Genomic DNA, 24,400 nt, shown 5'->3' with positions numbered 1-24,400 from the left:
GGAATTTGAATTTATATATTATTACCTAAATAAGCAATATTGCACATATTTTTGTGTGATTTATATAAATTTTATTCCATATGCAAAACAATGTGTCTTTATATGCGCTTATTGCATTGCTTGCTTATATTTTTTGCATCAGTTGTGTACAAATCATGCATTTTTTCGCATTAAAATGGTAATATGTTAAAATGAAACGTTTTTTCTAAAGTATCACAACAGTTTCGAGAGGAGTATGTTATGGTATCAAAGCACGAAATAATCGATTACAGCAATGAAATGCCGATTAAAATCAGCATTCAGAATATGGAGGATATGTCCAGGCACTGGCACAGCAGCCTTGAAATCTATCTGATATTGAGCGGTAGTTTGACAGTTATGTTTGAGGAAGGGTCTTTCAAGCTCAAAGAAGATGATATTATTCTTATTAACAGCAATCAATTCCACGAAATTAAGAGCAGCAATACGGTTGCTGCCGTTCTTCAGATAAAACAAAGTTTTTTTGAACGGTGGGTCGATGAAAACACCTATTTCGAATGTAACTCCGTACTTTACCACTCAAGGAATAAGTATCTTAAATTAAAAAAATTAATCGCCAAGCTTGTACATGCAAGCTATAATGTGACAGAGCATAAAAGTCTGCTTATCATTCCCTTGTCCTATAATATCTTATATGAGCTGATTTATAATTTTAGAAGTTTAAAGACCAATACTACGGAAAAGAATTCAAAGAATCTGAAAAGACTGAAAGGAATTATTCAATATTTAAATGATAATTATACTGAGAATATAACTCTTGAGGCCATTGCTAAAAGAGAATATCTATCTGCCTCCTACCTGTCACACTTTTTTGAAAAAAACATGGGAATCAGTTTATTTAACTATTTATCAGGCATTCGTCTGCGTCATGCTGTCTCAGACCTGCTCCATACCGACCTTACCATTGAACAAATAGCTGTAAACAACGGCTTTTCCAACAGCCGATATTTTGTAAGTTTATTTAAAAAAGAATATGGAGTACTTCCCAAGCAATATAAAAAGGAGCAAAAGGAACCCGCGGTCTCAGACAATGGCTCCAAATCCCTTCAGCCTTCCATGCTTCTTTTAAAACAGCAGGATTTCTTAAGCAAGCTGGGAGAATATCTTGATAAAGAATCTAAAAATGATCTCCCATCGGAAAAATATCCTACAAGATTAATCGTACACAGCATTAATACTACTATAAAAAAACAGTTTCTTCATCATTCATTTAAAACCTTTACCAGCGTCGGAAGAGCAAAAGAGCTTATGTATAAGAATGTCAGAGATAATTTACAGGAGCTGCAAAAAGAAGTGGGCTTTCAATACATCAAATTCCACGGCATCCTAGATGATAGTATGATGTTATATAACGAAGATAGAAACGGTAATCCCTATTTGGTTTTTACTTATGTCGATGAAGTACTGGATTTTCTTTTGTCTCTCGGCTTAAAACCACTGATTCAATTTTCCTTTATGCCAAAACAACTTGCAGATGACACAGACAGGACACTTTTCTATAATCCTGTCATATTAAGTAAGCCTAAGGATTATAAGAAATGGGTCTACCTTATTACTGAATTCACCAAGCATCTGCTAAAGCGCTACGGCTCCAGTGAGGTCAGATCCTGGATGTTTTCCTTTTGGAACGTCCCTTTCTTATCCTATATCTTTTCTTTTGAAAACAACGAAATTGCCTATGATCTTTACCGAATAACCAGAAATTGTGTCAAAGAGTGCGACCCTTTGCTTTCCTTTGGTAATCCTTCTTACGGCTCCTTAGACTTTAGCAATTCTGAATTCTATGATTTTTTAGAATACTGTAAACAGCACGATTGTTATCCTGACTTTTATAATATCCACTGTTATCCGGTTAAAACCTCCTCCATCGGAACCTTTGTCATACTTGGTAAGAGTCATACGGAAAACAGCGATAAGGATGCGATAATCCTCTCTGATGACCCGGATTATATGGCTCATAGTATAGAAGGCTTTAAGAATAGTATTGCAGCCTATCCAAAGCTTCCTATATATATAACAGAATGGGCTTCCACCTCCTCCCACTCTGATTGGTTGAATGATACCTGTTACCGTTCGGCTTATATCGTAAAAAACATACTGGAGAACTATGACGAAGTTGAAAGCTTCGGCAACTGGTGTCTTACGGATATCCTGGAGGAAATGCCCATGGACAATGATGAGTTTCATGGAGAACTGGGATTATATACCTGCCACGGAATCAAGAAACCTGCTTACCATGCGTTTACTTTCTTAAATAAATTGATGGACATTCTGGTAGACAGAGGGGAAGGGTATTTTATAACTACAAATGGCAAGGGTGATTACTCCATCCTTCTTTATAATTACCACCATGTTTCTCCTCTTTATGCTCAGGGCGTACTGTTTAATGTTACTTTTACAGAACGTTATAATGCTTTTGTAAATCCTTCTTCCCTGGACATCCATTTGACTTTGACCCATGTAGAAAATGCAGAATATACCGTTACCCACCATGTGGTTAACAGAGAAAGCGGAAGTGCTTTTGACGAGTGGGTACGTATGGGAGCAGTACCGCTTACTACGGAAGAAGAATATATAACGTTAAAAGGCCGATCCATGCCTAGAATAATGAAAGAACAGGTAACGGTTACGAATAATACCATGGCACAGTTTGCACTGCTTCTACCACATGAAATACGTCTGATTCATATTAAAAAAGTGGAATACAGCCCTTCTGTTTACCGTTGACATTTAATAATAGGTATTATAGAATACTTACGTGAATTTAACTTATATATTGGAATCAAAAGTCAGTCTATCTAGGTGGGACGGCAATTTAAAACTCATGTAATTTATAAGAAATAACAGAAAATAAGAGGCATCTATGATTAATTCAGATAATTATTATAAAGCACTGCTAGACAATGTATCCTCCACTGTTTCAGAAGGAATCTTAAAGCTTGGATTCACAAAAGGCGAGAGCTTTGGAATCTACTACGAACAGGATTTAATTCATTATTTATTAGGAAAAGCTTATGAAAGCCCGGAAGAAACAGAAAGGGAATTAAATGATTTCATAACCTATGGAAGGGAAAACCATATTCCCCTTTCTATAACCCACGAAGGCCGCCGGTTCCGTTTTCTTGTGTCTCCGGAAGGTGTGTCTTATATCAATGACTGCTGTTCTTCTTCTGTCTTTTTAAAAGAATTGATATCCCTTGTAAGTACACATGCTTTTAATCTGGAGAAAGTACTTAATGTTTTCACCGATTCCGGCAAAGAATACACGGTAAGGGAAGTCGAGAATCCCGAATTTGAATATGTCATTTCCTTTGAAGACAAAGTCTTTGATCCCTATTTTTACTGCTTTCATTTTGAACATGGACACGGTCATTACCACCGACTGTTAGAATACAGCTATAAGAAGCTGTTTGAAGAGGCTTAAGAAAGATTTTCTTCCCACAGGCTACTGTACTTTAGCTTGCCGGCAATTCTCTCTGACTTCATCAGATGAACACTATTTACCGGCAAGCTTAGCTTAGGAAGATAAGAAGAAAGTACTTCCGGTGTAACTTCCTTTTGTAATACCACACCTCTTCCTATCGTAAGATGAGCTTTGAACTTTTGCTCTTCTATGAAGAAACCTTCTGCTCTTAAGCTTTTTGTAATTTCTTCATTAAGCTTTATTAATTCCGGTGATTCCGTAAGCCCTACCCAAAGGATATCTCCTCCCTTGTTTTGAAAGCGTCCAAGCTTTTTGGTCTCTATCGTAAATGGAGGTACCAAACTATTTTTTACTCCTATCTGTAAGGCCTCTTCCGCTTCTTTTATCTTTCTGGTTTCCCCAATAAACGCAAGGGTCAGGTGAAGATTATCCTTTTGTGTAAAATTTCCTTTTACCGAGTTTTCCTTCACTTTCATTGCAAATTGATATAAGGTCTCTTTATCCCTCTGTGAGAAATCGATTGCTACAAAAATCCTATAGAGTTTTTCCATCCTCTTCACCATCCCTTCGATAACAGATTATATTTCATCCACGGTAATAACATCCTCCAGTCCGCTAAGCAATAGAAGGACTTTCTCATGGTCGTGCTTTTCCTGTTGTTTTATAGTGATAAACAATCCAACGGAATCTTCTACATTTCTGGTCTTACTGATTTCCACATCAGAAATATTCATATTATTAAGTCGAATCGTCTCAAACACTTTACTTATTGCATTCACCGTTGTAACCTGCACATATACCTCTACCAGCTTTGTTCTGGACATAGAATATACGTCAAAGCGGTGTAATATGGTATTACAGATATAAATGAATACACAGGCAATGATAGCTCCTTCGTAAAAACCAATTCCAAGAGCAAGACCCATACAGGCGGAAGCCCATAAACCGGCTGCTGTTGTAAGTCCCTTTACCTGCTGCTTAAGAGTTATTAATATGGTACCTGCACCCAAAAAACCGATACCACTGATGACTTGTGCCCCGAGTCTGCTGGGGTCTGTACTGTAATGCCTGACTTCCATCATATACTGACTGGTTATCATAACGAGGGCGGAGCCGATGCATACAAGGATATGTGTTCGAAAGCCTGCAGGTCTCCTCTTTCTTCCTCTCTCATAACCAATGACACCGCCAAAAAGTATGGCTAGTGTCAGCCTTGTTATGATAGAAAGCGTGTTAATGTCCTGCAGCGATACTGCTAATTCATTCATAGGAACCTCCCTTATGTTTTAATATTCCTTGGATAAATGAAGGTGCTTTACCGCCATAAACCCTATTATAGAATCTATTCAAAGTTCCTATAATAAAAACAGGATTGTTGAAAATAAGCCAAGCTTCAAGCTTTTTTACAACAACCCTTATGCTGTTCTAATCTCTTAAACTTCAACTGTCCAATGCAGGGTATCCTCTAATTTACCTAATTGAATTCCGGTAATGGTATCATAAATCTTCTGGCTGTATTCACCGATTCCGCCATCCTTTACCTGCATAATATTATTCTCCCACCTTAACTGTCCTACGGGAGATATAACAGCAGCTGTACCGCTTCCGAATACCTCTTCTAAGGTTCCGTCATCAAAAGCTTTCTTAATCTCTGCAATATCAATTCTTCTCTCTTCAACTGGAAGGCCCCATTTCTTGCAGAGACTGATAACAGAATCCCTTGTAACACCAGGGAGGATACTTCCGTTTAAGGCAGGCGTTACAATTCTACCGTCGATCTTAAAGAAAATATTCATAGCACCTACTTCTTCAATATATTTTCTATGAACACCATCCAGCCATAATACCTGGGAATATCCCTCTTCATGAGCCTTTACCTGGGATTTTAAAGAAGCAACATAATTGGCACCGGTCTTTGCTTCCCCAATTCCCCCCTTCACAGCTCTGACAAACTCATCTTCAATCCAGATCTTAACCGGGTTCAGTCCCTCCGGGTAATAAGCTCCAACAGGACTTAGAATAATAAGAAATTTGTACGTATCAGAGGGTCTTACGCCTAAGAAAGGGTCTGTTGCAATAATAAAAGGTCTGATATAGAGAGAAGTACCTGGCTTGGTAGGAATCCATGCCTCATCCGTTTTCACAACTTCCTTTATAGCCTGCAGAAAGTCTTCCTCAGGTATTTCCGGTATACAGATTCTTCGATTGGTATTATTGGCTCTTTCAATATTTTTCTCCGGACGGAACAATAATACTCTTCCATCCTCTGCTTTATAAGCTTTTAATCCTTCAAACATTTCCTGCCCATAATGGAATACCATGGCAGAAGGCTCCAGACTAATAGGTTGATAGGGTATAATTCGCGCATCATGCCATCCTTTACGCGTCTCGTAATCCATCACGAACATGTGATCCGTAAAAATGGTTCCGAACTTTAGAGGATTATCCTGGGTTGGCAGTTCCTTGGGGGTTAATGTTTTTTCATATCTGATATTTAACATGATGCATACCTCTTTCCTTTTCCTATTTTTGATTCCTATGTAAAAGTAATTACAGCAACTGAATCATTTTTTTGTATAGCAACTATATTAGCCTTTCGGAAGAGGTTTTTCAAGTGTTTTTGAGAGAATTTTTAACTTTCCTTCCAGGTTATCTCAGGAACCTGCAATGGTGCTTCCTGGCGAAAGAAGAACACCCCAACACCACCGATTCCAAGATGGCTTCCTAGTACACCACCTATTTTATTAATTATAAATCGTGAAAATCCAAGTCTTTCTCTTATTAAAGAGACTAATTCATCCGCTGCTGCTTTATCATCAGCATGGCTGATTCCGATAATCTGGTCCTTATTCTTACCGGCTCTCTCTTCCAGTAAATCAACCACCATTGCAAAGGCTTTTTTTCTTCCTCTGGTTTTTCGTATTACTTCCATCCGCCCATCATTTACATCCAATATGGGATTTATACCAAGGATATTTCCTATCATTCCTTGAGTCTTACCAATACGGCCGCCTTTTATTAGCCAATTCAAATCGGAAATTGTAAAGATATGTTCAATACAGCTAGTCAGGAGCTTCATATACTCTAAGACTTTATTAAATTCATCATTACATTTTTTCATAAATTCAATGGTTTGTATTACAATTAGACCGGTTGCAGTGGAGCCGCCCATAGAATCCACAACCGCCATATTAAGAGCGGGGTGCTCTTCTTTTATTTCATCTAGAATAGTTGCCGCTAGCTGAAAGGTACCGGACATAGCGGAAGAAAAAGCTAGATAGATGAATTCCTGTCCCTTTACTGCGTAGTTCTTAAAGATATTAAATATTGTTTCCGGGGCAGGCTGAGAGGTCATTGGCATAATACCTCTCTTCATAGCAGTGTAAACTTCCTCTAAACGAATTGTCTCACCATCCAAATATTCCTTCTCTTCTAACAAAATCTTAAGGGGCAATACCAGGATATCGTTTTCTTCTAAATATTCCTCCGGCAGATCGCAGGTACTGTCTACAATCAATTTTAACATAACAATCTGGCTTCTTTCTATATTTGATATCATATCATGTAGTTATTATTACTACTTTATGCAAATTATACCACTTTCACTGCAGATTGCAACTCTTCCGGCTCCCAAATTACACCCCCAAATCAACCTATTGCCTTACTTTCATATATTTATAGAAAGCATATTCAATGTCATAATACGTACGCTCTTCTGATTCCGCAACAATCTTCCAGTCCTTCCTCTCATCCAGATTCGGAAAATACGTATCTGCATGGTAGGCATAATCAATCTTTGTAACATGAGCGGTATCGCAGTAATCAATCATCTGGTTGTAAATACTCTCACCACCTATTACATAAACATCTTCTGATTTATATTCCTTTACTGCTTCCAAAGCTTCTTCTATGCTGTGAACTACAATAGCATCATTTATCTGAATATCTTTTGTGGTTATTACGACATTCAGCCGGTTCTTTAAAGGCTTACCTCCCTGAAAGGTCTCCATAGTCTTACGTCCCATAATGACTGCTTTACCGGTAGTCTCATCCCTAAAAAAACGCATATCCTCAGGGATACTGATTAGCATATTATTCTGGTAACCTATCGCCCAGTTTTTATCTACTGCAACAATTAAATTCATTGTAACCTCCATATTACGGCACACCTTCTATTCAGGTGCCGTATAAATTTATCATTCTATATTGCCACAGGTATATCCATTATCTGCGGTCCGGTTATATAATCTTTCAATTCAAAGTCGCTTGGTGTAAACTCATAAAAATTCCTGATATCTGTGTTGATTATAAATTTTGGTGCCTCATGCACGGGTCTGTTTATTAATTCTTCCACCAGCGGGATATGCCTGTCATAGATATGGGCATCCGCAATTACGTGAATCAGCTCACCCGGAAGCATATCTGATACCTGCGCCAGCATATGTATAAGTACTGCATACTGGCAGACATTCCAATTGTTTGCTACCAGAACATCCTGTGATCGTTGGTTAAGAATTGCATTCAGTTTAAGCTTACCGTTAATCTGATCTTTCGTAACATTAAGCGTAACACTGTAAGCGCAGGGATAGAGATTCATCTCATAAAGGTCCTGGTGAACATATAGATTCGTTATCATTCTCCTGCTGAAAGGATTTGTTTTCAGATCATATAGCAGCCTGTCTACCTGATCCATCATGCCTTCCTTATATTGATGCTTCACGCCCAGCTGGTACCCGTAGGCTTTTCCGATAGACCCCTTATCATCCGCCCAACTATCCCAGATATGACTGTTCAGCTCCTTTATATTACTGGACTTTTTCTGCCAGATCCATAAAAGTTCATCGATGCAGCTTTTGATTGCTGTCCTTCTAAGTGTGATGGCCGGAAATTCCTCCGATAAATCATAGCGGTTAACTATACCGAATTTCTTAATGGTATAAGCTTCTTCTCCGTCTTCCCATCTGGCACGGACTGCTTCACCTTTGGTACTGATTCCATCTTGTAATATTTCTTTACATGTATTGATAAAAATATAATCTGCCTGACTCATACTTACCTCAATTCCACCGCCCTCTGCGGCACAATATTCTCGAAATGAAGGGGAAACGTTAAGGATAACAAAAAATAAAAAATCCGGTATCAATAATTATTAACCCTTTTCTAATAATTATCAATACCGGGTTTACTGCTATTTATTATTTACTGCAACATCATCTGTAAATCTTTTGATATTAGAGGCATTAACATATTTTCTAACTTTACCTTCATCCAGTATTACCAAGGTAGGTGCCTGCATAATTCCATATCTATTTGCAAGGTCGGCATTTTCCTCTGCATCTACTATCTTTACAGGATAATCCTTTAAATATTCTTTCGCAATCTTACAGTTAGGGCAGGTCTTGGTGGTAAAAAGCAGCGCTTTCTTTTCTTGAGAGACTGCTACTTCCTCTTCTGTTATTTTACTGCTGTTAATTACTGCGCGAATACCTGTTATCTTTCCTGCCTTGCTCATTTCATAAACTTTACGATTCTTGTATTCCTGAGATTTTCCTTCATTCCAGTTCTGAACAGGCCTATAATAACCTGTGATACGGGAGTAAACTTCTGCATTCTGGCCGCAGTGAGGACAGGTGTACTGCTCTCCGCTCAAATAACCATGATCCTTACAGATAGAATAAGTAGGAGAGAGGGTATAATAGGGAAGCTTATAATTCTCCGCGATGGTCTTTACCAGCTTCGCCGCTGCCTGCCAATCAGGGAGCTTCTCACCTAGAAATGCATGGAATACAGTTCCGGATGTATAAAGTGTCTGAAGCTCATCTTGAATATCCAAAGCTTCAAAGACATCTTCTGTAAATCCTACAGGAAGATGGGAGCTGTTGGTGTAGTAAGGTGTATCTCCTGCTTTACCTGCAGTCTTGATATCTGAATAATGTTTTTTGTCATGCTTTGCCAGACGATAGCTGGTAGATTCTGCAGGGGTTGCCTCCAGATTAAAGAGATTGCCGTACTCCTCCTGATAATCGGACAGGCGTTCTCTCATATGGTTTAGTACCTTTATACTAAATTCCTGGGTTTCTCTGCTGACCATATCTTTTCCCAGCCATTTTGCATTCAATCCGACCTCATTCATTCCCAACAGACCAATCGTAGAAAAATGATTGTCAAAGGTTCCAAGATATCTCTTTGTATAAGGATACAGACCTTCATTTAACAACTTCGTGATTACCTGGCGTTTTACATGTAGGGAGCGAGCGGATATATCCATCATCCTGTCAAGGCGTGCAAAGAAATCTTCCTCGGAATCAGCCAGATAAGCAATACGAGGCATATTAATGGTTACAACCCCGATGGAACCGGTACTTTCACCGGAGCCAAAAAAACCACCGGTTTTCTTTCTAAGCTCTCTAAGATCAAGACGTAATCTGCAGCACATGGAACGTACATCGCTGGGTTCCATATCACTGTTTATATAGTTAGAGAAATAAGGAGTTCCGTATTTCGCTGTCATCTCAAATAACAGGCGGTTATTCTCCGTGTCGGACCAATCAAAATCCCTGGTAATGGAATAAGTAGGAATCGGATACTGGAAGCCTCTTCCGTTGGCATCACCTTCAATCATAATCTCAATGAAAGCTTTGTTCACCATATCCATCTCTTCTTTACAGTCTTTATAGCAGAAGTCCGTCTCTTTTCCGCCAACAATACAGGGAAGCTCTGCTAAATCCGCCGGTACGGTCCAATCCAGAGTAATATTGGAGAAAGGAGCCTGGGTACCCCAACGGCTGGGAGTATTAACGCCATAAATAAAGGACTGTATGCATTGCTTTACTTCTTTATAAGAAAGATTGTCTATTTTAACAAAAGGTGCAAGATAGGTATCAAAGGAGGAAAAGGCTTGCGCACCAGCCCATTCATTCTGCATAATTCCCAAAAAATTCACCATCTGGTTACAGAGGGTGGAGAGATGGCTAGCAGGAGAGGAAGTAATCTTCCCGGGAATTCCCCCTAGACCTTCTTTAATAAGCTGTTTTAAGGACCATCCGGCACAATAGCCTGTCAGCATGGATAAATCATGCAGATGAATATCAGCATTTCTATGAGCTGCCGCAATCTCTTCATCATAGATTTCAGACAGCCAGTAATTTGCAGTAACTGAGCCGGAATTGTGAAGTATCAGTCCTCCCACAGAATAAGTAACAGTGGAATTCTCTTTTACTCTCCAATCTTCTTCTTTTACATAACTATTAACTATCTCCTTATAATCCAAGATTGTGGATTTCATATTACGAATCTTTTCACGGTTTTTACGGTATAGAATATAAGCCTTTGCCACATCGGTATAGCCTGTCTGCTCCAGCACATGCTCCACACTGTCCTGAACATCTTCAACCGATATCTTCTCATCTTGTACCTTCTGCTGGAAATCCGCCGTCACTCTTAACGTCAGTAAATTAATAATATCCCCCGTATAAAACTTATCAGTTGCCTTAAATGCTTTTTCAATTGCAGCAGAAATCTTGGAAAGATTAAAGTCGGCTATCTCGCCATCTCGTTTTACTACCTGAATCATAATTAGCTCCCATCTGCGTACTTTAACACGCTTACAATTCAAGGAATGTGAAAAATAAATCTTCCTTAGAAAGTTTTATCTTTCTCCCCTCTTTCTTAAACCATACAATTTCATTTCAAAACAGCTTCCTATATAGACTACAACGTGATACTATTAAACAGCTTTTAGCCCCTTTGCCTCTGCTGTCAATACAGTATCACGTAGTCCGATTCTTAAAAGCTAATTTTCAATTGTTATGTACCACTGATCATCCGTTCCCCTGGTGTCAAATCTCTGCCCATAGGGTTCTGGCCGTTTTAACTAGGCTCACTGACCGTTAGTTAAATGATAGCAAATTAATCTTTTCTAGTCAATAAAAAAATACTATATATATTATTTAATTATAATACCTAAACTATATATAGTATTTTCGTATAGTGCCTTTTACCTATATCTTTCGACGATATCAGACACTTTTTTTATGCGTTATTCAATTATTTCATATCTCCTGCAATTGCTTTTGTTACTCAAATTACTTATAATATTTTAGCAGTTTAAACAATTAAATCATTAATTTTCCATGTACCTCCTTCGGTACATAAGCTTTTATATAGATGCCATCCTCTCTGTAGTCTTCACATAGAAGCTGTCCATATTTACGAATCATCTGGATTTTCCCGGCATCCTGATAGGAAAATACTTTTTCGATTAACACCTTACGCTCTCTAAGAAGTTCTTCTGTAATATTTAGAAGTTCTTCTAATCCCATATCGGCTTTTGCAGAAATCTTCAGTGTCCTTTCTGCTTTAAAATCTTTAATAATGTTATCTGAAATAATTAGATCCTGCTTATTAAACAATGTAATAATCGGTTTTTCCTTAATACCGAGACTCTTTAAAGTTTCATATACAACATGCATATGCTTATAAGCGGAAGGATTGGAACTGTCCACCACATGTAGTATAATATCTGCATATTTAGCCTCTTCCAGCGTACTGCGGAAAGCATCTATCAGATGATGGGGAAGTTTTCTTATAAAGCCTACCGTGTCCGTTAATAGGATCTGCTCACCCCCGGGTAATACTACATTTCTTGTTGTAGGGTCTAATGTAGCAAAAAGTTTATCTTCTTCTAATACCCCTGCACCGGTCAAATGATTTAACAGTGTGGATTTTCCGGCATTGGTATAACCCACGATAGCAACTACCGGAATAGCATTTTTATTTCGTAATTCCCTGGTTGTCTCTCTGACTTGTTTTACCTCGGCAAGCTCTCTGTTTAACTGTGAAATCCTGTCTCTGATTAATCGTCTGTCTACCTCCAGTTTTTTTTCACCTGGACCTCTGGTTCCAATACCGCCTCCCAAACGGGATAGAGAATTTCTCATACCTATAAGTCGTGTGGAGCGGTACTTTAACTGTGCCAGCTCAACCTGAATCTTACCTTCTTTTGTTACTGCATGCTGAGCAAAGATATCGAGTATCAGCATTGTCCGATCCATAACTTTCATCTTAAGGGCATCCTCCAGATTCTTAAGCTGTGCCGGTGACAATTCATCATCACATACCACACCGGTAGCTCCAAGGCTCTCTGCCAGTTCCCTCACTTCGTCTATCTTACCTTTACCTATATAAGTACCGGGATGGACACTTTCTCTGTTTTGAATTACCATCTCAAGAGTAGCTGCTCCCGCAGTAGCTGCAAGCTCCTTTAGTTCTTCTAAGGAGTCTTTGGTGTCGTCTCCAGGACCGGTTTCTACTCCGACTAATATCAGTCGCTCTTCCTGTTCTTTTATTTCATATAATTCACCCATGCCTTTAATGATATCTCCTTTATTGATCTGTTTTGGGAATAGTTACCCTATCGGCAAGCCGGCTGTTTAAGAATATTTCTTCTTTCTTCGCTTCTTCGTCCTCCGGGTATTCTTTTCGGTATTCTTTGATTAATTTATATGCTTCTTCAAATCTGTCAAGATGTTCATAAACGATAACCTGACTGCGTTTTAACATCTGATTCACATCTACATCATTAACCTTTATTCCGTCCTCTATTAATCCCAAGGCTTCTTCGTATTTTTTAAGCTTAATCAAACATTGTGCAGCCCGGTTATAAGCATTCGCATTGTCTCTTCCTTCTTCGTCTTCTATATACTTACTGTAATTTCCCGCAGCATTTTTATAGTCCTTATTTTGCTCATAGATTAAACCAAGATAATAATAGCTCTCTGCAAAACCGTTGCCAAAGGCTTCTCCGAACATCTGCTTTGCCGTATCATAATCTCCTTTATAATACTTGACCTTTGCCATATTGAATTTATCTTTTTCAGTAGTTCCATTAATAGCTTCGGCCTTGGCTAGTACCTCCTTTGCTCCTGCCTTATCATTTTTTGCAAGCAGCAGAAAGTACTTACCAAAGTATAGATCATAATTACGAGGCTCCAGCTTTATGGCTTTATCATAATCTGATAAACTCTTCTTATCTTCTCCAATCTTGCTGTAGATATCCCCTCTGGTCTTATAAGCCTCCGCATTATTTTTATCCTCCTGGATTAATTCTGTATAGGTGGCAGCAGCTTCTTTGTATAAGCCTGATCTTGCCTGTGCCATACCTTTATAGGATAAAATATCCGAATTGATCTCATCTGATTCTTTTATTGCAAGAGCTTTATCAAATTTATCAATTGCTGTTTTATAGTCATGGGCTTTATAATATGCAATTCCTTCGCCTCTATAAGCCTGTTTATTATTTTTTCTTACAATTGCATTGTCTTTATCCAGTATACTGCGTTCAAAATAAACAACCGCATCCTCATATTTTTTTTGTTGTATCAAATTCATGGCATACCCGATATAGTATTCCGCTCTATCCTTCTTTCCCTCAACAGCCTTCTTAAGACTTTCACCTGCCTTTTCATAATTGCCGCTGTGAAAATAGGCCATTCCTTCCTTATAATAATCTCCCGCAGACTTTGTACTGCAGCCGGTAATAAATAACGCTGCGGTAAGAATCAGTATCCCATATTTTATTCTTTTGAAATTCGTAGAAAAGGTACAGCTCCTTTTCTGATTCTTTATTTGATATCTCATTCGATGCATCGAATTTCCTCTTTTCTGAATGATCTAGCTAGTGTACTTTCATATGGATATTTTGTCCATTGCATCTGCATACTAGTACGACATTTCATAATCTATACAAATTATCTAAAAAGTACCACCATTTGTCAAGTAAATAAGACGGAAACACCACGAAAAAGAGTCCGGCAGGTTTCATGAAAACCTGCCGGACCTTTTGTTATCCTTATATAATATTACTTAATTTTAATCAAAATATACAGTCTTTCCTGTTCTGCCGGCTTCATAAATAGCTTCCAGCACCTGTGTTACAACTAAAGCCTGCTCCGGTTTTACAACCAGCTCTTCACCCTTTGTAATGGCATTATAGAAGGTTCTCTGTTCAACATCAGAATCTTTCTCGGATTTGCCGTCATAAAAAGCAACTCCGCCGGAACCCAAATCAGGTTTCTCTACACACTGCTTGTTGTACTGTACTCTATTAATTCTTAAACCATCTTTCATGTCTGCACCGGCTTTGGTTCCGCAAAGGCTTACTTTTGCTTCATCCACATCCAAAGTATTTAATGCCCAGGAAGCTTCCAAATGGATAGTAGCACCATTCTTCATCTTAATGAAGCCAAAAGCGGAATCTTCAACAGTGAAGATAGAGGAATCCCAGTCTCCCCAAGCATTGCCCTGTTCCTTCTGGTCAGCCAGCTTGCGGTATACGGAACCACTTACAGACTCCACTTCATAGTTATTCATCATCCACAGGGTCAAATCAAGTGCATGTGTTCCGATATCAATTAAAGGTCCTCCGCCCTGCTCTTCTTCGTTTAAGAATACGCCCCAGGTAGGAACTGCTCTTCTTCTAACCGCATGTGCTCTTGCATAATAGATTTCACCTAAATCATCATTTTCACAAGCTCTCTTTAAGTAAGCGGAATCAGAACGGTATCTGTTCTGGTATCCGATGGTAAGAATCTTGCCGGTTCTTTTTGCAGTCTCTACCATTTTCTTTGCATCAGCATAAGTCTTTGCCATAGGTTTTTCACACATTACATGCTTATCAGCTTCCAGCGCATCAATGGATATAAAAGCATGAGACTTATTAGGGGTTAATACATAAACCGCTGTAATATCCTTTTCAGCAAGAAGCTCCTTATAATCTGTAAATACTTTAGAGTTTTCTGTGCCGTATTCCTTTTTCGCTTTTTCTGCTTTTTCTTCCACTAAATCGCAGAAAGCAACAATTTCAAAATTACCATTTCTTTTAATTGCCGGCAGATGTTTTCCGTTAGCAATACCGCCGCAGCCAATAATTCCAATCTTTACTTTTTCCATTGTTAATTTCCAATCCCTTTCAAGTATATGTGAATGAAGCTTAAATTTTATTTATTCGAAGTCGATTACTTGTTTCTTTTCAGCTGATTCAAAAACAGTTTCCATCAGTCTCATAACTCTGGCCACCTCGGGAAGTTTTACTATAATCTCTTCTTCTCCTCTGATTGCCTTCATTACATTGCGGTAGAAATCTCTGATATCACTCTTTACAATCGGAAGCTCTGTCTTTGCTATGGTATCGTCTCTTCTGGGTGCCATTGTTTTTGTAAGACCTGCTGCTGTTATTACCGGAACGACATCTTTCTCGTTCTGACCCTTTGCACTGACAATTTCACCTTTCAGATTCCAATCCTCAATAATCGCTGTACCATTGGCGCCAAGCATATACCATCTTGGAAGATTTACAAAATTACTGGTTCCAACTTCTACAATAACTTCAGTTCCATTCTCAAAGAGCAAGCTTGTGGTAAAACCGTCGTCAACCAGCTGGTTGGTGATATGTGTTACGGTTGAATAAACTTTCTTTAACTTGATTCCTTCCATCATAAGAAGTATCTGATCCAGTAAATGAACACCCCAGTCAAGAACCATGCCGCCGCCGTGTTCTTTCTCCTGTCTCCAGTCTCCCGGTATTCCTCTGGAACCATGAACTCTGGATTCAATTCTAAAAACATCTCCCAACAGATTCTCTTTATAGATCTTTTTCATAGTTAGGAAATCTTCATCCCAGCGTCTGTTCTGATGAACGGTAAATAACTTGCCGGTCTCCTTTGATGCATCTATCATTTCCTGTAAATCTGCTGAGCTTAACGTTACAGGCTTCTCACTTACCACATGCTTACCAGCCTTCATAGCTGCAATGGCAAGAGGTTTGTGAAGGTCATTGGGTGTTGCAATAAGACAAAAGTCAACTGACTCATCCGCTAAAAGTTCCTCAAAGCTGTTATAAACATGAACCTTCTTTTCTCTTGCATACTCTTGTCTTTCTTCTTTGATATCATAAATTCCAGCCAAAGTAAGACCGTCAATGGATTCGATAAGCTGTCTGTGCCAGTCTCCCATTCCGCCAAGTCCTACGATGGCAATCTTCATTTCCTGCTGTGACATACTATACTGTTCCTCCATGCTACCGGCACCTGCATAATTGGGTGTCAGCACAAATTTATGCAGAAAAAGCTTTCCTCTTTCCTGCCATTTTCTTTCTGTAAAACATAATAGTTTAAGCCCAGAACATCTCTCCGCGCTCTTCGTAAATCAAAACATTCTGAAGGAACTTGATTGCTTTATTTAAGCCTTCTGTTCCTGTCATAAGACTGTCTTCATGTTCAATGCTGATTGCATAATCATAGCCTGCCAGTCTTAATTCTGAAATCATTGCCTTCCAGTATTCTTCTCCATGACCATAACCTACGGAACGGAATATCCAGGAGCGGTTGATTTCATCGCCGTAATGGGTAGTATCAAGAACACCATTTACGCTGCAGTTAGGTCCGTCAATTTTTGTATCCTTCGCATGGAAATGGAAGATTGCTCCCTGCTTACCAAGTTCTCTGATGCTGGCACAAGGATCCATACCCTGCCAGATTAAATGGCTGGGATCAAAGTTTGCACCGATTTCAGGGCCGGCTGCTTCTCTTAAGCGAAGAAGTGTCTTTGTGTTATAAACACAGAATCCAGGATGAAGTTCTAAAGCAATTTTAATTCCGTGTTCTCTTGCAAAAGCAGCTTTTTCCTTCCAGTAAGGAATTAATACTTCCTCCCACTGATATTCCAAAGCATGCAGGTAATCTTCCGGCCAAGAGCAGGTTACCCAGTTAGGTGTCTTATCGGAAGGACTTCCGCCAGGACAGCCTGAGAATGTATTAACTACAGGAACACCTAATTTCTCTGCTAGAAGGATAGCATTGGTAAGATCCTTATCAAAATCTGCTGCAATTTCCTTCACGGGATGTACCATATTACCGTGGGCACTAAGAGCACTGATCTGTAACTCATATTTTGCTATCGTATCTTTGAATTCCTGTAACTTTGTTTCGTCATTCAAAAGAATCTCCGGGTCGCAATGTGCTTTGCCAGGATGACCGCCGCATCCGATTTCAATCATCTGAACACCTTTACTATGCAGGAATTCACAGGCCTTTTCTAAGGGTAATGCTCCTAATACCACTGAAAATACTCCTAATTTCATATGTTTCCTCCTTTTTTACTACATTCCATGTATTATTTTTAAAGCAATTTTGTCCCTACTACTTGTATCTTATACCATCATACAATTTATCCTTTAAAAATGATATAGATGTATTGCTGAAAAGTCATATTATTTTGCTATTTCATGTTCTGGAAGGTGGAAAACCATAGTATTTCCGAAATAACCTTCCGAAATTATTATAATCCGAAAATCCTACCATAACCGCTATCTCTGAAATACTATTATCTTTTCCTTTTATCAGTTCATATGCTTTCTTTAACCTGACTTCATTAATATAGTTAATAGGGCTCTTCCCCATGCTTTCTTTAAACAGATGGCAGAACCGGTACTCACTGAGATGGATTAAGTCTGCCAGTTCTTTATTGGTCAAAGGCTCGCTGTAGTTTTCCTGAATATACTGCACCACCGTGTTCAATCGTCCGAGATTGTGAAGACGCAGGGTATTTTCCCTGGGCGAAAGGCTTTCTGTTACATAATTGCGGAACAGATAGGTAATAAGGTCGTATAACTTTCCTTTAATTGCAAGACGGTACCCATGGCTTCTTTCCACATCTTCCTTATAGATAGACAGCATGATATCTTTAATAATTTCATCTTCCTCAATCAAATTCTGAAAGATTACATTATAATCTGCAATTTCTTTGGAAAAGGAACTCATTTCAAATATGATAACCAGAGCCTCAAAATTATCACCTTCGCTGACACCTTCATGAAGCACATTGCTGTTAAAGATCACAAGATTCCCTTCCGTGACCGGTATCGTTTTCCTGTCACAAATAAAGGAACCTTTCCCATTTAAGATATAATGCAATTCCAGATGCTCATGCCAGTGAATTCGAAAATAAAGCCCAGGTTTTCGTATATGGTTCTTGAACATCTGCACCGGGAATTCTTCATCTTTTATAATCTTCTTTTCGTATAAACTTAAGTCACGCATTTCTACCTCATTCCTGCTAGATACCCTGTACAGAGTCCTTAATACAACCAAGAAAAACACTTTATTTCTTTATTATAATAATAGAAAAAAGCCTTGTAAAGCCCATCCTAAAAAACGGCTGTGTATAACGCAGCATAACCTGAATTCCGGTCTGCTACCTATACACAGCCTATAGAAGTTATTTCTCAAGCGCTGTTCTTAACAATTCCTAAATCACTTTAAAAGATATTGTGATTGGTGAATATCTCACTGATTTTTGCAATCTGCTCAGTATCAAGCTTAAGTGTAGGAGAATTCAGGTCAGAGGTATCCCTGTTCTCAACAATCAGTACAGTTGCTTCTTTATCAAGGGTATGAGTATGCCAAACTCCTCTCTTTACATTGTAAAGCTTCATGGGTTCCATCGCTATTCCGTCCATATGATTGATAACATCTCCGCTGCCTCCTGTAAAGAGCGTACAGTTTCCCCCAAGGAGTACAAATACTTCATCGGACTCATTGTGCTTTTGCATGGTTTTTAGATTCTGAACCTCCAACTCCTCGCAATACCGAAGAATGGCAACTCTCCAGCTCATGTAATCAATAACCGGTTTGTATCCTTCTCCTTCATAGGAGGTTATATCAATATATTGTTTTTCCATGTCCCTGTCACCTTTCCTTTTCTTATGGGCTATGCCAACCTGACAGTTATCTTATGCTGAGAATTATCAAGTTTCTCAATAACCTCTTTTGAAAGAAGGAATCTTCCTTCCGGAAGCATAAGTTGTTCTTCCTCCAGAAAAGCTTCGAGAATACGGTAATCTCCGACTTCCTTTCTTTCCTTATTCTCATAAGTCACTGTAAAATTCTTTCCTTGGAATACAAAGGATACCGCTGCCTTTCCCTCTTCGTCAAACTGTTCCTTTACAAGCTTAGGTTCTAGGAGAAGACTGCCGTAATCGCCTTTAATTCCGAATATTTCTGTCAGAACAGTAAGCAGCAGCCAACTTGCGGAACCAGTCAGATAATGATACAATCCTCTTCCGTTATCACCGATATATTCCGGAATTCCCGGATAAATCCTGCTCTTTGTGAAATCACTTAAATGGGAATAGAGGCTGTTTATTACTTTGTAGCCTTCCTCCGCAAAGTTTCTCTGATACAGGGCATTGGCATACATAACAGCCATATGGGCAAATACTGCTCCATTTTCCTTACTGCCATAGGCGAAGCCGAACATTCTGCCAAGGTCTGTCTTTAATTCATGGAAGTTCGTGTTCAGCTTATAACCTCCCAACTCCGGTGCATAGAGATACTTATCTGCGGCGGCTGCAATCTCTGTAACCTGTTCATCCTTGGCAATACCGGACATAATGGCAAATACCTGACCGGTTAACATCATTCGAAGACCCTGTTCGTGATCTCCCTCGACTCTTCTTCCGTTATTATCGTAATAGCTGTTATACCAGGAGTAACCTTCTTTACTGTTAACCCACTCGGTATTCCTTATATGCTCCTTAATCCAGTTCCCTTTGCCTATAAGATTTTCTGCAAGCTCTGTTAAAGTAATTTCTTTCTTTATACCGCTTACCGTATGTCTGACCTTATCACAATAATCATGAAGCAGACTAATTTTTGCTTCCGTATTTTCATAGATATTCCTATCCTCATTAAGAAGCAGGAATACTTCTTCCAAGAGGGATACTTTCTCCATACCTTCTGCTTTTAAATGTAAGAGCATCTCCCCCAACTGTACCAGATTCTGCCCGTAAAGAGCGCTAAAGGCTACGCTTTCTCCACGATCTTTTGCCATATCAAGGGCATCATTCCAGTCGGCACCGCGAAGTCTCATATGATTATGCTCACCTACATCATAAAAAGCTGTTAAGAGCTGAATTAAAACATGCTCTAATATGGTCCCTTTGTAATCTTCCTTTTCTTTTGTCTTAAGAAGATTGCCGTCTTCCGCTTTCCATAGAAGATCTTTTTCTTCCCCGCGTACTGCCTGAAGATCTTTAAAATATGTACTCTCTTTGAATAAAAGCCCGGTATCCCCTGTCTGCATGATATAAAGTCTGGTTGTCAGGAAAGGCCATACACCATGATCCATCCATACTCTGGTGATATTATTCCGGTCTGCTATGAACTCTCCCTGCTTTGTACCGATAATAGTCGCATTACTGCCATCAGCTCTAACGCCTCCATAATTAGCCCATAGCATCTCTCTGACACCGTCCGGGTTCATAATAAGGAGGGCCAGACAGTCCTGCCATAGGTCTCGCCAGCCTCTGCCGCCCTTTCCGTAATCATGGTGAGGAAGGAAGGAACAGCCATATATTCTCCGAAGAATCGGTTGAAAGTCCACCCACTGCATCCATCTGTCAAAATCTTTGGAGCCTGTGTGGTATTTAATATTTAATTTCTCAAGCCAGTATTGCTTCGTTTCTTCCAGTGCTTTCTCACAGCGTTCTTTGGAAAGATAGGGTCTTGCCTGGTTAAGAAAATCTTCTTTGCTCTGAGCATATCCAAATACTACAAGGTAAGTCTTTTCTTCTCCCTTTTTCAGAGTACAGGTATTATACGCCAGACCACCTAAGGTCTCATAACCATCTCTGGTAAATCCCTTCTTTACAGGTTCTTCTTCAAAAAGCAGTGCCTTAGGATTGGTAAGAGAACCGCCTTCTCCAATAAAGTCTTCTATTACAGGATAAAAGCCAATGGGCAGCTCTGTCTTTTTAGTTTCCTCTGATTCTAAAGTGAAGGCTGATGCCCCTCCAGCTACACCGTATATTACTTCATTCTTTCTATGTCCTCTTTCATCAAAGGTAAGGGTAGGGTTTAAGATAATTCCCTCCTCAACGGTTTCCATACGGTGAAGCAAAGAGGTCACATGCCTGTGATCTCTTATATTGTCTGCTGAACGGCCGTATAAAGGAATCGCTGCGGTAGGTGTTACCGTAAGCTCATCCTCCAGAGCTCTCAGGGTTACCATCATGATTTCAAGAGTTTCTGCTAAAGGTACAAAAGAAGTAACTTCTGCTTCAATTCCATTTTTCTTTGAGGTTCTCTTTAGCGTTTGCCACATCATTCCGGCTGTAAGAACAGTCTTGTCCTTTTCTTTCCCAAAAAGTTCTGCCTCCTGCCAGGCAGAAGCACCTGTAACGGACCATAGACCTTTTCCTTTTATATTTACCCAAAAATTCCTGGTACCTCTTTTATCATGAAGTTCCTCACTGCTTACCGGGGCCAGCAAAAATGTATTCTGACCCATTTTATTATCTCCTGCGAGAGTCGGTGTAATGCTTGCCATAACACCTTTTTCATTGGCGATGGGAAAATACAAATACCCTGTTAATTCAGGATCTTCCAAGCAAAATGTTCCATTCTCGTCTAAATACTTATATCCCTTCATGTTCTCTCCTATCCGCCCTCCTTGCATTGGGCCGCGACCTAGTACATGTAAAATGTCAAAAAAACGTTTCAATTAAAATTCGTGTCAATTTACACAAATTTCATTTTTACTTGTCCATTGTCACCTAATAATAAAGTTTTTTTTCTGTTATAATAGAAATTATAAACAATATCTCTAAAAAAAACAACCTTATTTTTGCCTTCTGTGATCATTTTGAAATTGTTTCGTTTTTATTGATGTCCACAGTAACAACAGGCCTTAGAGTAAATCTTATAATTTTTTTATAGATAAAAAAGCCCTGCGAAGTAGTTATATTACTCCGCAGGGTTTTATTTTTGTGATAACTCTTTATGATGCTTTACGGTATGGATACTTTTACTCTCACTTACCTTAATTTAAATTCTCCATAAAAGGTCTGTCCGTTGATATTTTTAACCAAACGGTATTTTCCTGCGTCCAGTGAAGGCTTAATCTGGCTTAAATCCGCGGTAAATTCCTGTTCACTTCCCGGTGCGACAGAGTAAGCAATATCAATAAAGGCCATGTCCTTCATGCCCGGAACAACTACCCATTTGCTGCCCTTTAATTTCTCCAGACTGTAATCTGCGCCAAAGAATACATCTTCGCTGCCATTATTTTTAATAGTAGCCTTTAATTCCTTCGTTCCTACCGGCAAGGAGCTTTCCGATAAGGTTAAAGCCAAAGCTGCATTCGAAGTATCACCGTTTGAAACAGAACCATCTGCTGTGTCAGTAACCGGCATAGTATCCCAGAAAGTCTGGAATGCTTTGTCATCTACTTTAAAGAAACCTATCTGTGAATCATATACATAGCCACTCTTAAAAAGGCGCAGAGTGGTTACCAATTTATCCTTCGTTTTAATATCTACGAACTTCTGACCGTCATAGTCCGTATTTTCCGTTAACATATCAAGATTCTCACCAAGGGGCACTGCCGTATTCAAACTATCCAAGAAAGCTTCAAGAGCCTTTGTATCTTTACCCTTTTGGATATCATTCACACCATTATTCCAGCTGTTAAAACTCTGCCACTGGTAAGAAGCAACATTACCATTTAAATTCAGCAGTTTAAAATAATCTTCACCGGTTTTGATTGTCATACCTCCAAAGCTGTCATACAACTCACATCCAAAACCGCCGCCCTCATATTCATAATAAACCATTAACCTATGGTCACTGTCATAACCCTTAACCGTATATACATCTCCTTCTCCAATGGTAGACGCAAATTCCTTATCGTAATCCTTCTGGCTGCTCCATTCATTCAGGCTACCCTTGGTTTTTCCAAGGAAATCACCTCTTAAAGCTAAAACATCTTCCTTATCTAAAGTCATACCATCGGTAGTTTCAAAGGCTGTAGCACTCTGAACATATATATGCCCTTTATAAACGAAAAGGGGCAGCATCCTAGCCGTAACAGCGGAGTTGCTATCAGGAAGCTTTACCGTAGGTACGGTAATTCCGCCAGTAGCCTCAGCTCCTGCAGGAGTTGTTGTTCCTGCTGCTGTCTTTTTACCGGTATCAATACTCTCAACTTTTAAGCTATTTCCTTTCTCTGGGGAACCATTGCCCGGCAGATGAAAAGCAACAGTGCCTACAGCAACCAGTACTGCAAGGCTGGCAGCAGATACTGCAAATCTTCGAAATACAACGGAATTCTTTCCGCTTTGTTTATTGTCCTTAGGATTTATTTTCATAGTTGTCTCTTCCTTTCTTGCTTCCTTCATTTTAATAGTTGTTCTATCTATAAAATCTTCCGAGATTCTCAGTCCGTTCATTGCTTTTTTGTAATCATTCTTATTCATATTCAAAACCTCCGATTAACTCTGATTTCAACAAGTTACGTCCTCTTGACAGCCAAGTTCCTATGGTTGCAGGCTTTTTGTTTAATATTGACGCTATTTCATTTATAGAGTAATCCTCATAGTAATATAAATGAATGACAGTTCGGTATTTGGAGGGCAGATTCAGTACCGTGTTAAGAACTTCACTCTCTTCTTCCGGCATATAGCTGACATCCTCCTCCAAAGGGACCTTTAGCTTGTTCCAGGAGGACTTTAAGTAATTCTTTGCTTTATTTATCGTAACCCTTATAAGCCAGGCTTTCTCATGCTCTTCACTTTCGAAACCATATCCTCTCTTAATCAGACTAACAAAGACATCCTGTGCAATGTCTTCTGCATCTGCTGTATTTTTCACATAGGTGAAGGCAAGCTTAATTATCATTTTTGAGTATTTATCTAAAACATGCTGTATAAATTCATCGGTACCAAATGAATTCTCCATTGTTTCAACTCCTTTCACTTATAATACAATTGAAATATTGAAAATTTTTCATGTAAAATTTATTTTTTCATTTTTTTCTATAAAATATATCGGAGAATAAAAATCTGCCGTAAAAGAAAAAGTCATGGCATATGCTCCATGACTT

19 protein-coding genes are annotated in these 24,400 nt (G+C 39.0%); 2 read left to right on the top strand and 17 right to left on the bottom strand.

Features of this window, described 5'->3' with window-relative positions; genetic code table 11:
* The first annotated feature begins 240 nt into the window (after positions 1 to 240).
* Both bsdcttw_RS05710 and bsdcttw_RS05705 read left to right on the top strand, forming a co-directional pair.
* Positions 241 to 2,766, top strand: a complete 2,526-nt coding sequence (locus tag bsdcttw_RS05710; RefSeq protein WP_185258425.1) for a GH39 family glycosyl hydrolase — start codon at positions 241 to 243, stop codon at positions 2,764 to 2,766.
* A 136-nt stretch (positions 2,767 to 2,902) separates the two neighbouring features.
* Positions 2,903 to 3,463 (top strand): DUF3877 family protein, encoded by a 561-nt coding sequence (locus bsdcttw_RS05705; protein WP_185258424.1) that lies wholly within the window; start codon positions 2,903 to 2,905, stop codon positions 3,461 to 3,463.
* On the opposite strand, the gene thpR is transcribed toward bsdcttw_RS05705, so the two are convergent.
* From thpR to bsdcttw_RS05620, 17 genes are all read right to left on the bottom strand, one after another.
* Positions 3,460 to 4,014, bottom strand: coding sequence for an RNA 2',3'-cyclic phosphodiesterase (gene thpR / locus bsdcttw_RS05700; RefSeq protein ID WP_185258423.1), 555 nt, complete (start codon positions 4,012 to 4,014; stop codon positions 3,460 to 3,462). The genes bsdcttw_RS05705 and thpR overlap by 4 nt on opposite strands.
* A 27-nt stretch (positions 4,015 to 4,041) precedes the next feature.
* Positions 4,042 to 4,731 (bottom strand): MgtC/SapB family protein, encoded by a 690-nt coding sequence (locus bsdcttw_RS05695; protein WP_185258422.1) that lies wholly within the window; start codon positions 4,729 to 4,731, stop codon positions 4,042 to 4,044.
* 165 nt (positions 4,732 to 4,896) lie between these two features.
* Positions 4,897 to 5,964, bottom strand: coding sequence for a branched-chain amino acid aminotransferase (locus bsdcttw_RS05690; RefSeq protein WP_185258421.1), 1,068 nt, complete (start codon positions 5,962 to 5,964; stop codon positions 4,897 to 4,899).
* A 131-nt stretch (positions 5,965 to 6,095) separates the two neighbouring features.
* Positions 6,096 to 6,989 carry a DegV family protein gene (locus tag bsdcttw_RS05685; RefSeq protein ID WP_185258420.1) on the bottom strand — a complete coding sequence of 298 codons (894 nt, stop codon included), beginning with the start codon at positions 6,987 to 6,989 and terminating at the stop codon, positions 6,096 to 6,098.
* 127 nt (positions 6,990 to 7,116) lie between these two features.
* Positions 7,117 to 7,608: a dihydrofolate reductase gene (locus bsdcttw_RS05680; RefSeq protein ID WP_185258419.1), complete on the bottom strand. Its 492-nt coding sequence runs from the start codon at positions 7,606 to 7,608 to the stop codon at positions 7,117 to 7,119.
* Positions 7,609 to 7,664: 56 nt separating this feature from the next.
* The gene (gene thyA, locus bsdcttw_RS05675; protein ID WP_185258418.1) at positions 7,665 to 8,513 is read right to left on the bottom strand and encodes a thymidylate synthase; all 849 of its coding nucleotides are present in this window, start codon (positions 8,511 to 8,513) and stop codon (positions 7,665 to 7,667) included.
* Positions 8,514 to 8,651: 138 nt separating this feature from the next.
* A complete protein-coding gene (locus bsdcttw_RS05670; protein WP_185258417.1) occupies positions 8,652 to 11,036 on the bottom strand; it encodes a ribonucleoside triphosphate reductase in 2,385 nt (794 codons plus the stop codon).
* Positions 11,037 to 11,577: 541 nt separating this feature from the next.
* Positions 11,578 to 12,828 (bottom strand): GTPase HflX, encoded by a 1,251-nt coding sequence (gene hflX, locus bsdcttw_RS05665; protein WP_185258416.1) that lies wholly within the window; start codon positions 12,826 to 12,828, stop codon positions 11,578 to 11,580.
* A 19-nt stretch (positions 12,829 to 12,847) separates the two neighbouring features.
* Positions 12,848 to 14,110: a tetratricopeptide repeat protein gene (locus tag bsdcttw_RS05660; protein ID WP_185258415.1), complete on the bottom strand. Its 1,263-nt coding sequence runs from the start codon at positions 14,108 to 14,110 to the stop codon at positions 12,848 to 12,850.
* A 222-nt stretch (positions 14,111 to 14,332) separates the two neighbouring features.
* A complete protein-coding gene (locus bsdcttw_RS05655) occupies positions 14,333 to 15,412 on the bottom strand; it encodes a Gfo/Idh/MocA family protein (protein WP_185258414.1) in 1,080 nt (359 codons plus the stop codon).
* 51 nt (positions 15,413 to 15,463) lie between these two features.
* On the bottom strand, positions 15,464 to 16,537 hold the full coding sequence (locus tag bsdcttw_RS05650; RefSeq protein ID WP_225903804.1) for a Gfo/Idh/MocA family protein: 1,074 nt from the start codon (positions 16,535 to 16,537) through the stop codon (positions 15,464 to 15,466).
* A 94-nt stretch (positions 16,538 to 16,631) separates the two neighbouring features.
* Entirely contained in the window at positions 16,632 to 17,600 is a 969-nt protein-coding gene (locus tag bsdcttw_RS05645; RefSeq protein ID WP_185258413.1) for a sugar phosphate isomerase/epimerase family protein, read from the bottom strand.
* Positions 17,601 to 17,742: 142 nt separating this feature from the next.
* Positions 17,743 to 18,558 carry an AraC family transcriptional regulator gene (locus bsdcttw_RS05640; RefSeq protein WP_185258412.1) on the bottom strand — a complete coding sequence of 272 codons (816 nt, stop codon included), beginning with the start codon at positions 18,556 to 18,558 and terminating at the stop codon, positions 17,743 to 17,745.
* Positions 18,559 to 18,776: 218 nt separating this feature from the next.
* A complete protein-coding gene (locus tag bsdcttw_RS05635) occupies positions 18,777 to 19,199 on the bottom strand; it encodes a hypothetical protein (RefSeq protein WP_185258411.1) in 423 nt (140 codons plus the stop codon).
* A gap of 29 nt (positions 19,200 to 19,228) precedes the next feature.
* A complete protein-coding gene (locus bsdcttw_RS05630; protein ID WP_185258410.1) occupies positions 19,229 to 21,949 on the bottom strand; it encodes a GH36-type glycosyl hydrolase domain-containing protein in 2,721 nt (906 codons plus the stop codon).
* Between the two features lie 385 nt (positions 21,950 to 22,334).
* On the bottom strand, positions 22,335 to 23,774 hold the full coding sequence (locus tag bsdcttw_RS05625) for an immunoglobulin-like domain-containing protein (protein ID WP_185258409.1): 1,440 nt from the start codon (positions 23,772 to 23,774) through the stop codon (positions 22,335 to 22,337).
* Positions 23,767 to 24,255: a sigma-70 family RNA polymerase sigma factor gene (locus tag bsdcttw_RS05620; protein WP_185258408.1), complete on the bottom strand. Its 489-nt coding sequence runs from the start codon at positions 24,253 to 24,255 to the stop codon at positions 23,767 to 23,769. Before bsdcttw_RS05620 ends, bsdcttw_RS05625 begins: the two co-directional genes overlap by 8 nt.
* Positions 24,256 to 24,400 lie beyond the last annotated feature (145 nt).

Source organism: Anaerocolumna chitinilytica (assembly GCF_014218355.1).
Taxonomy (GTDB): domain Bacteria; phylum Bacillota; class Clostridia; order Lachnospirales; family Lachnospiraceae; genus Anaerocolumna; species Anaerocolumna chitinilytica.
The sequence above is the reverse complement of the archived record's forward strand: the minus strand, read 5'-3'. Positions and strand labels throughout refer to the sequence as shown.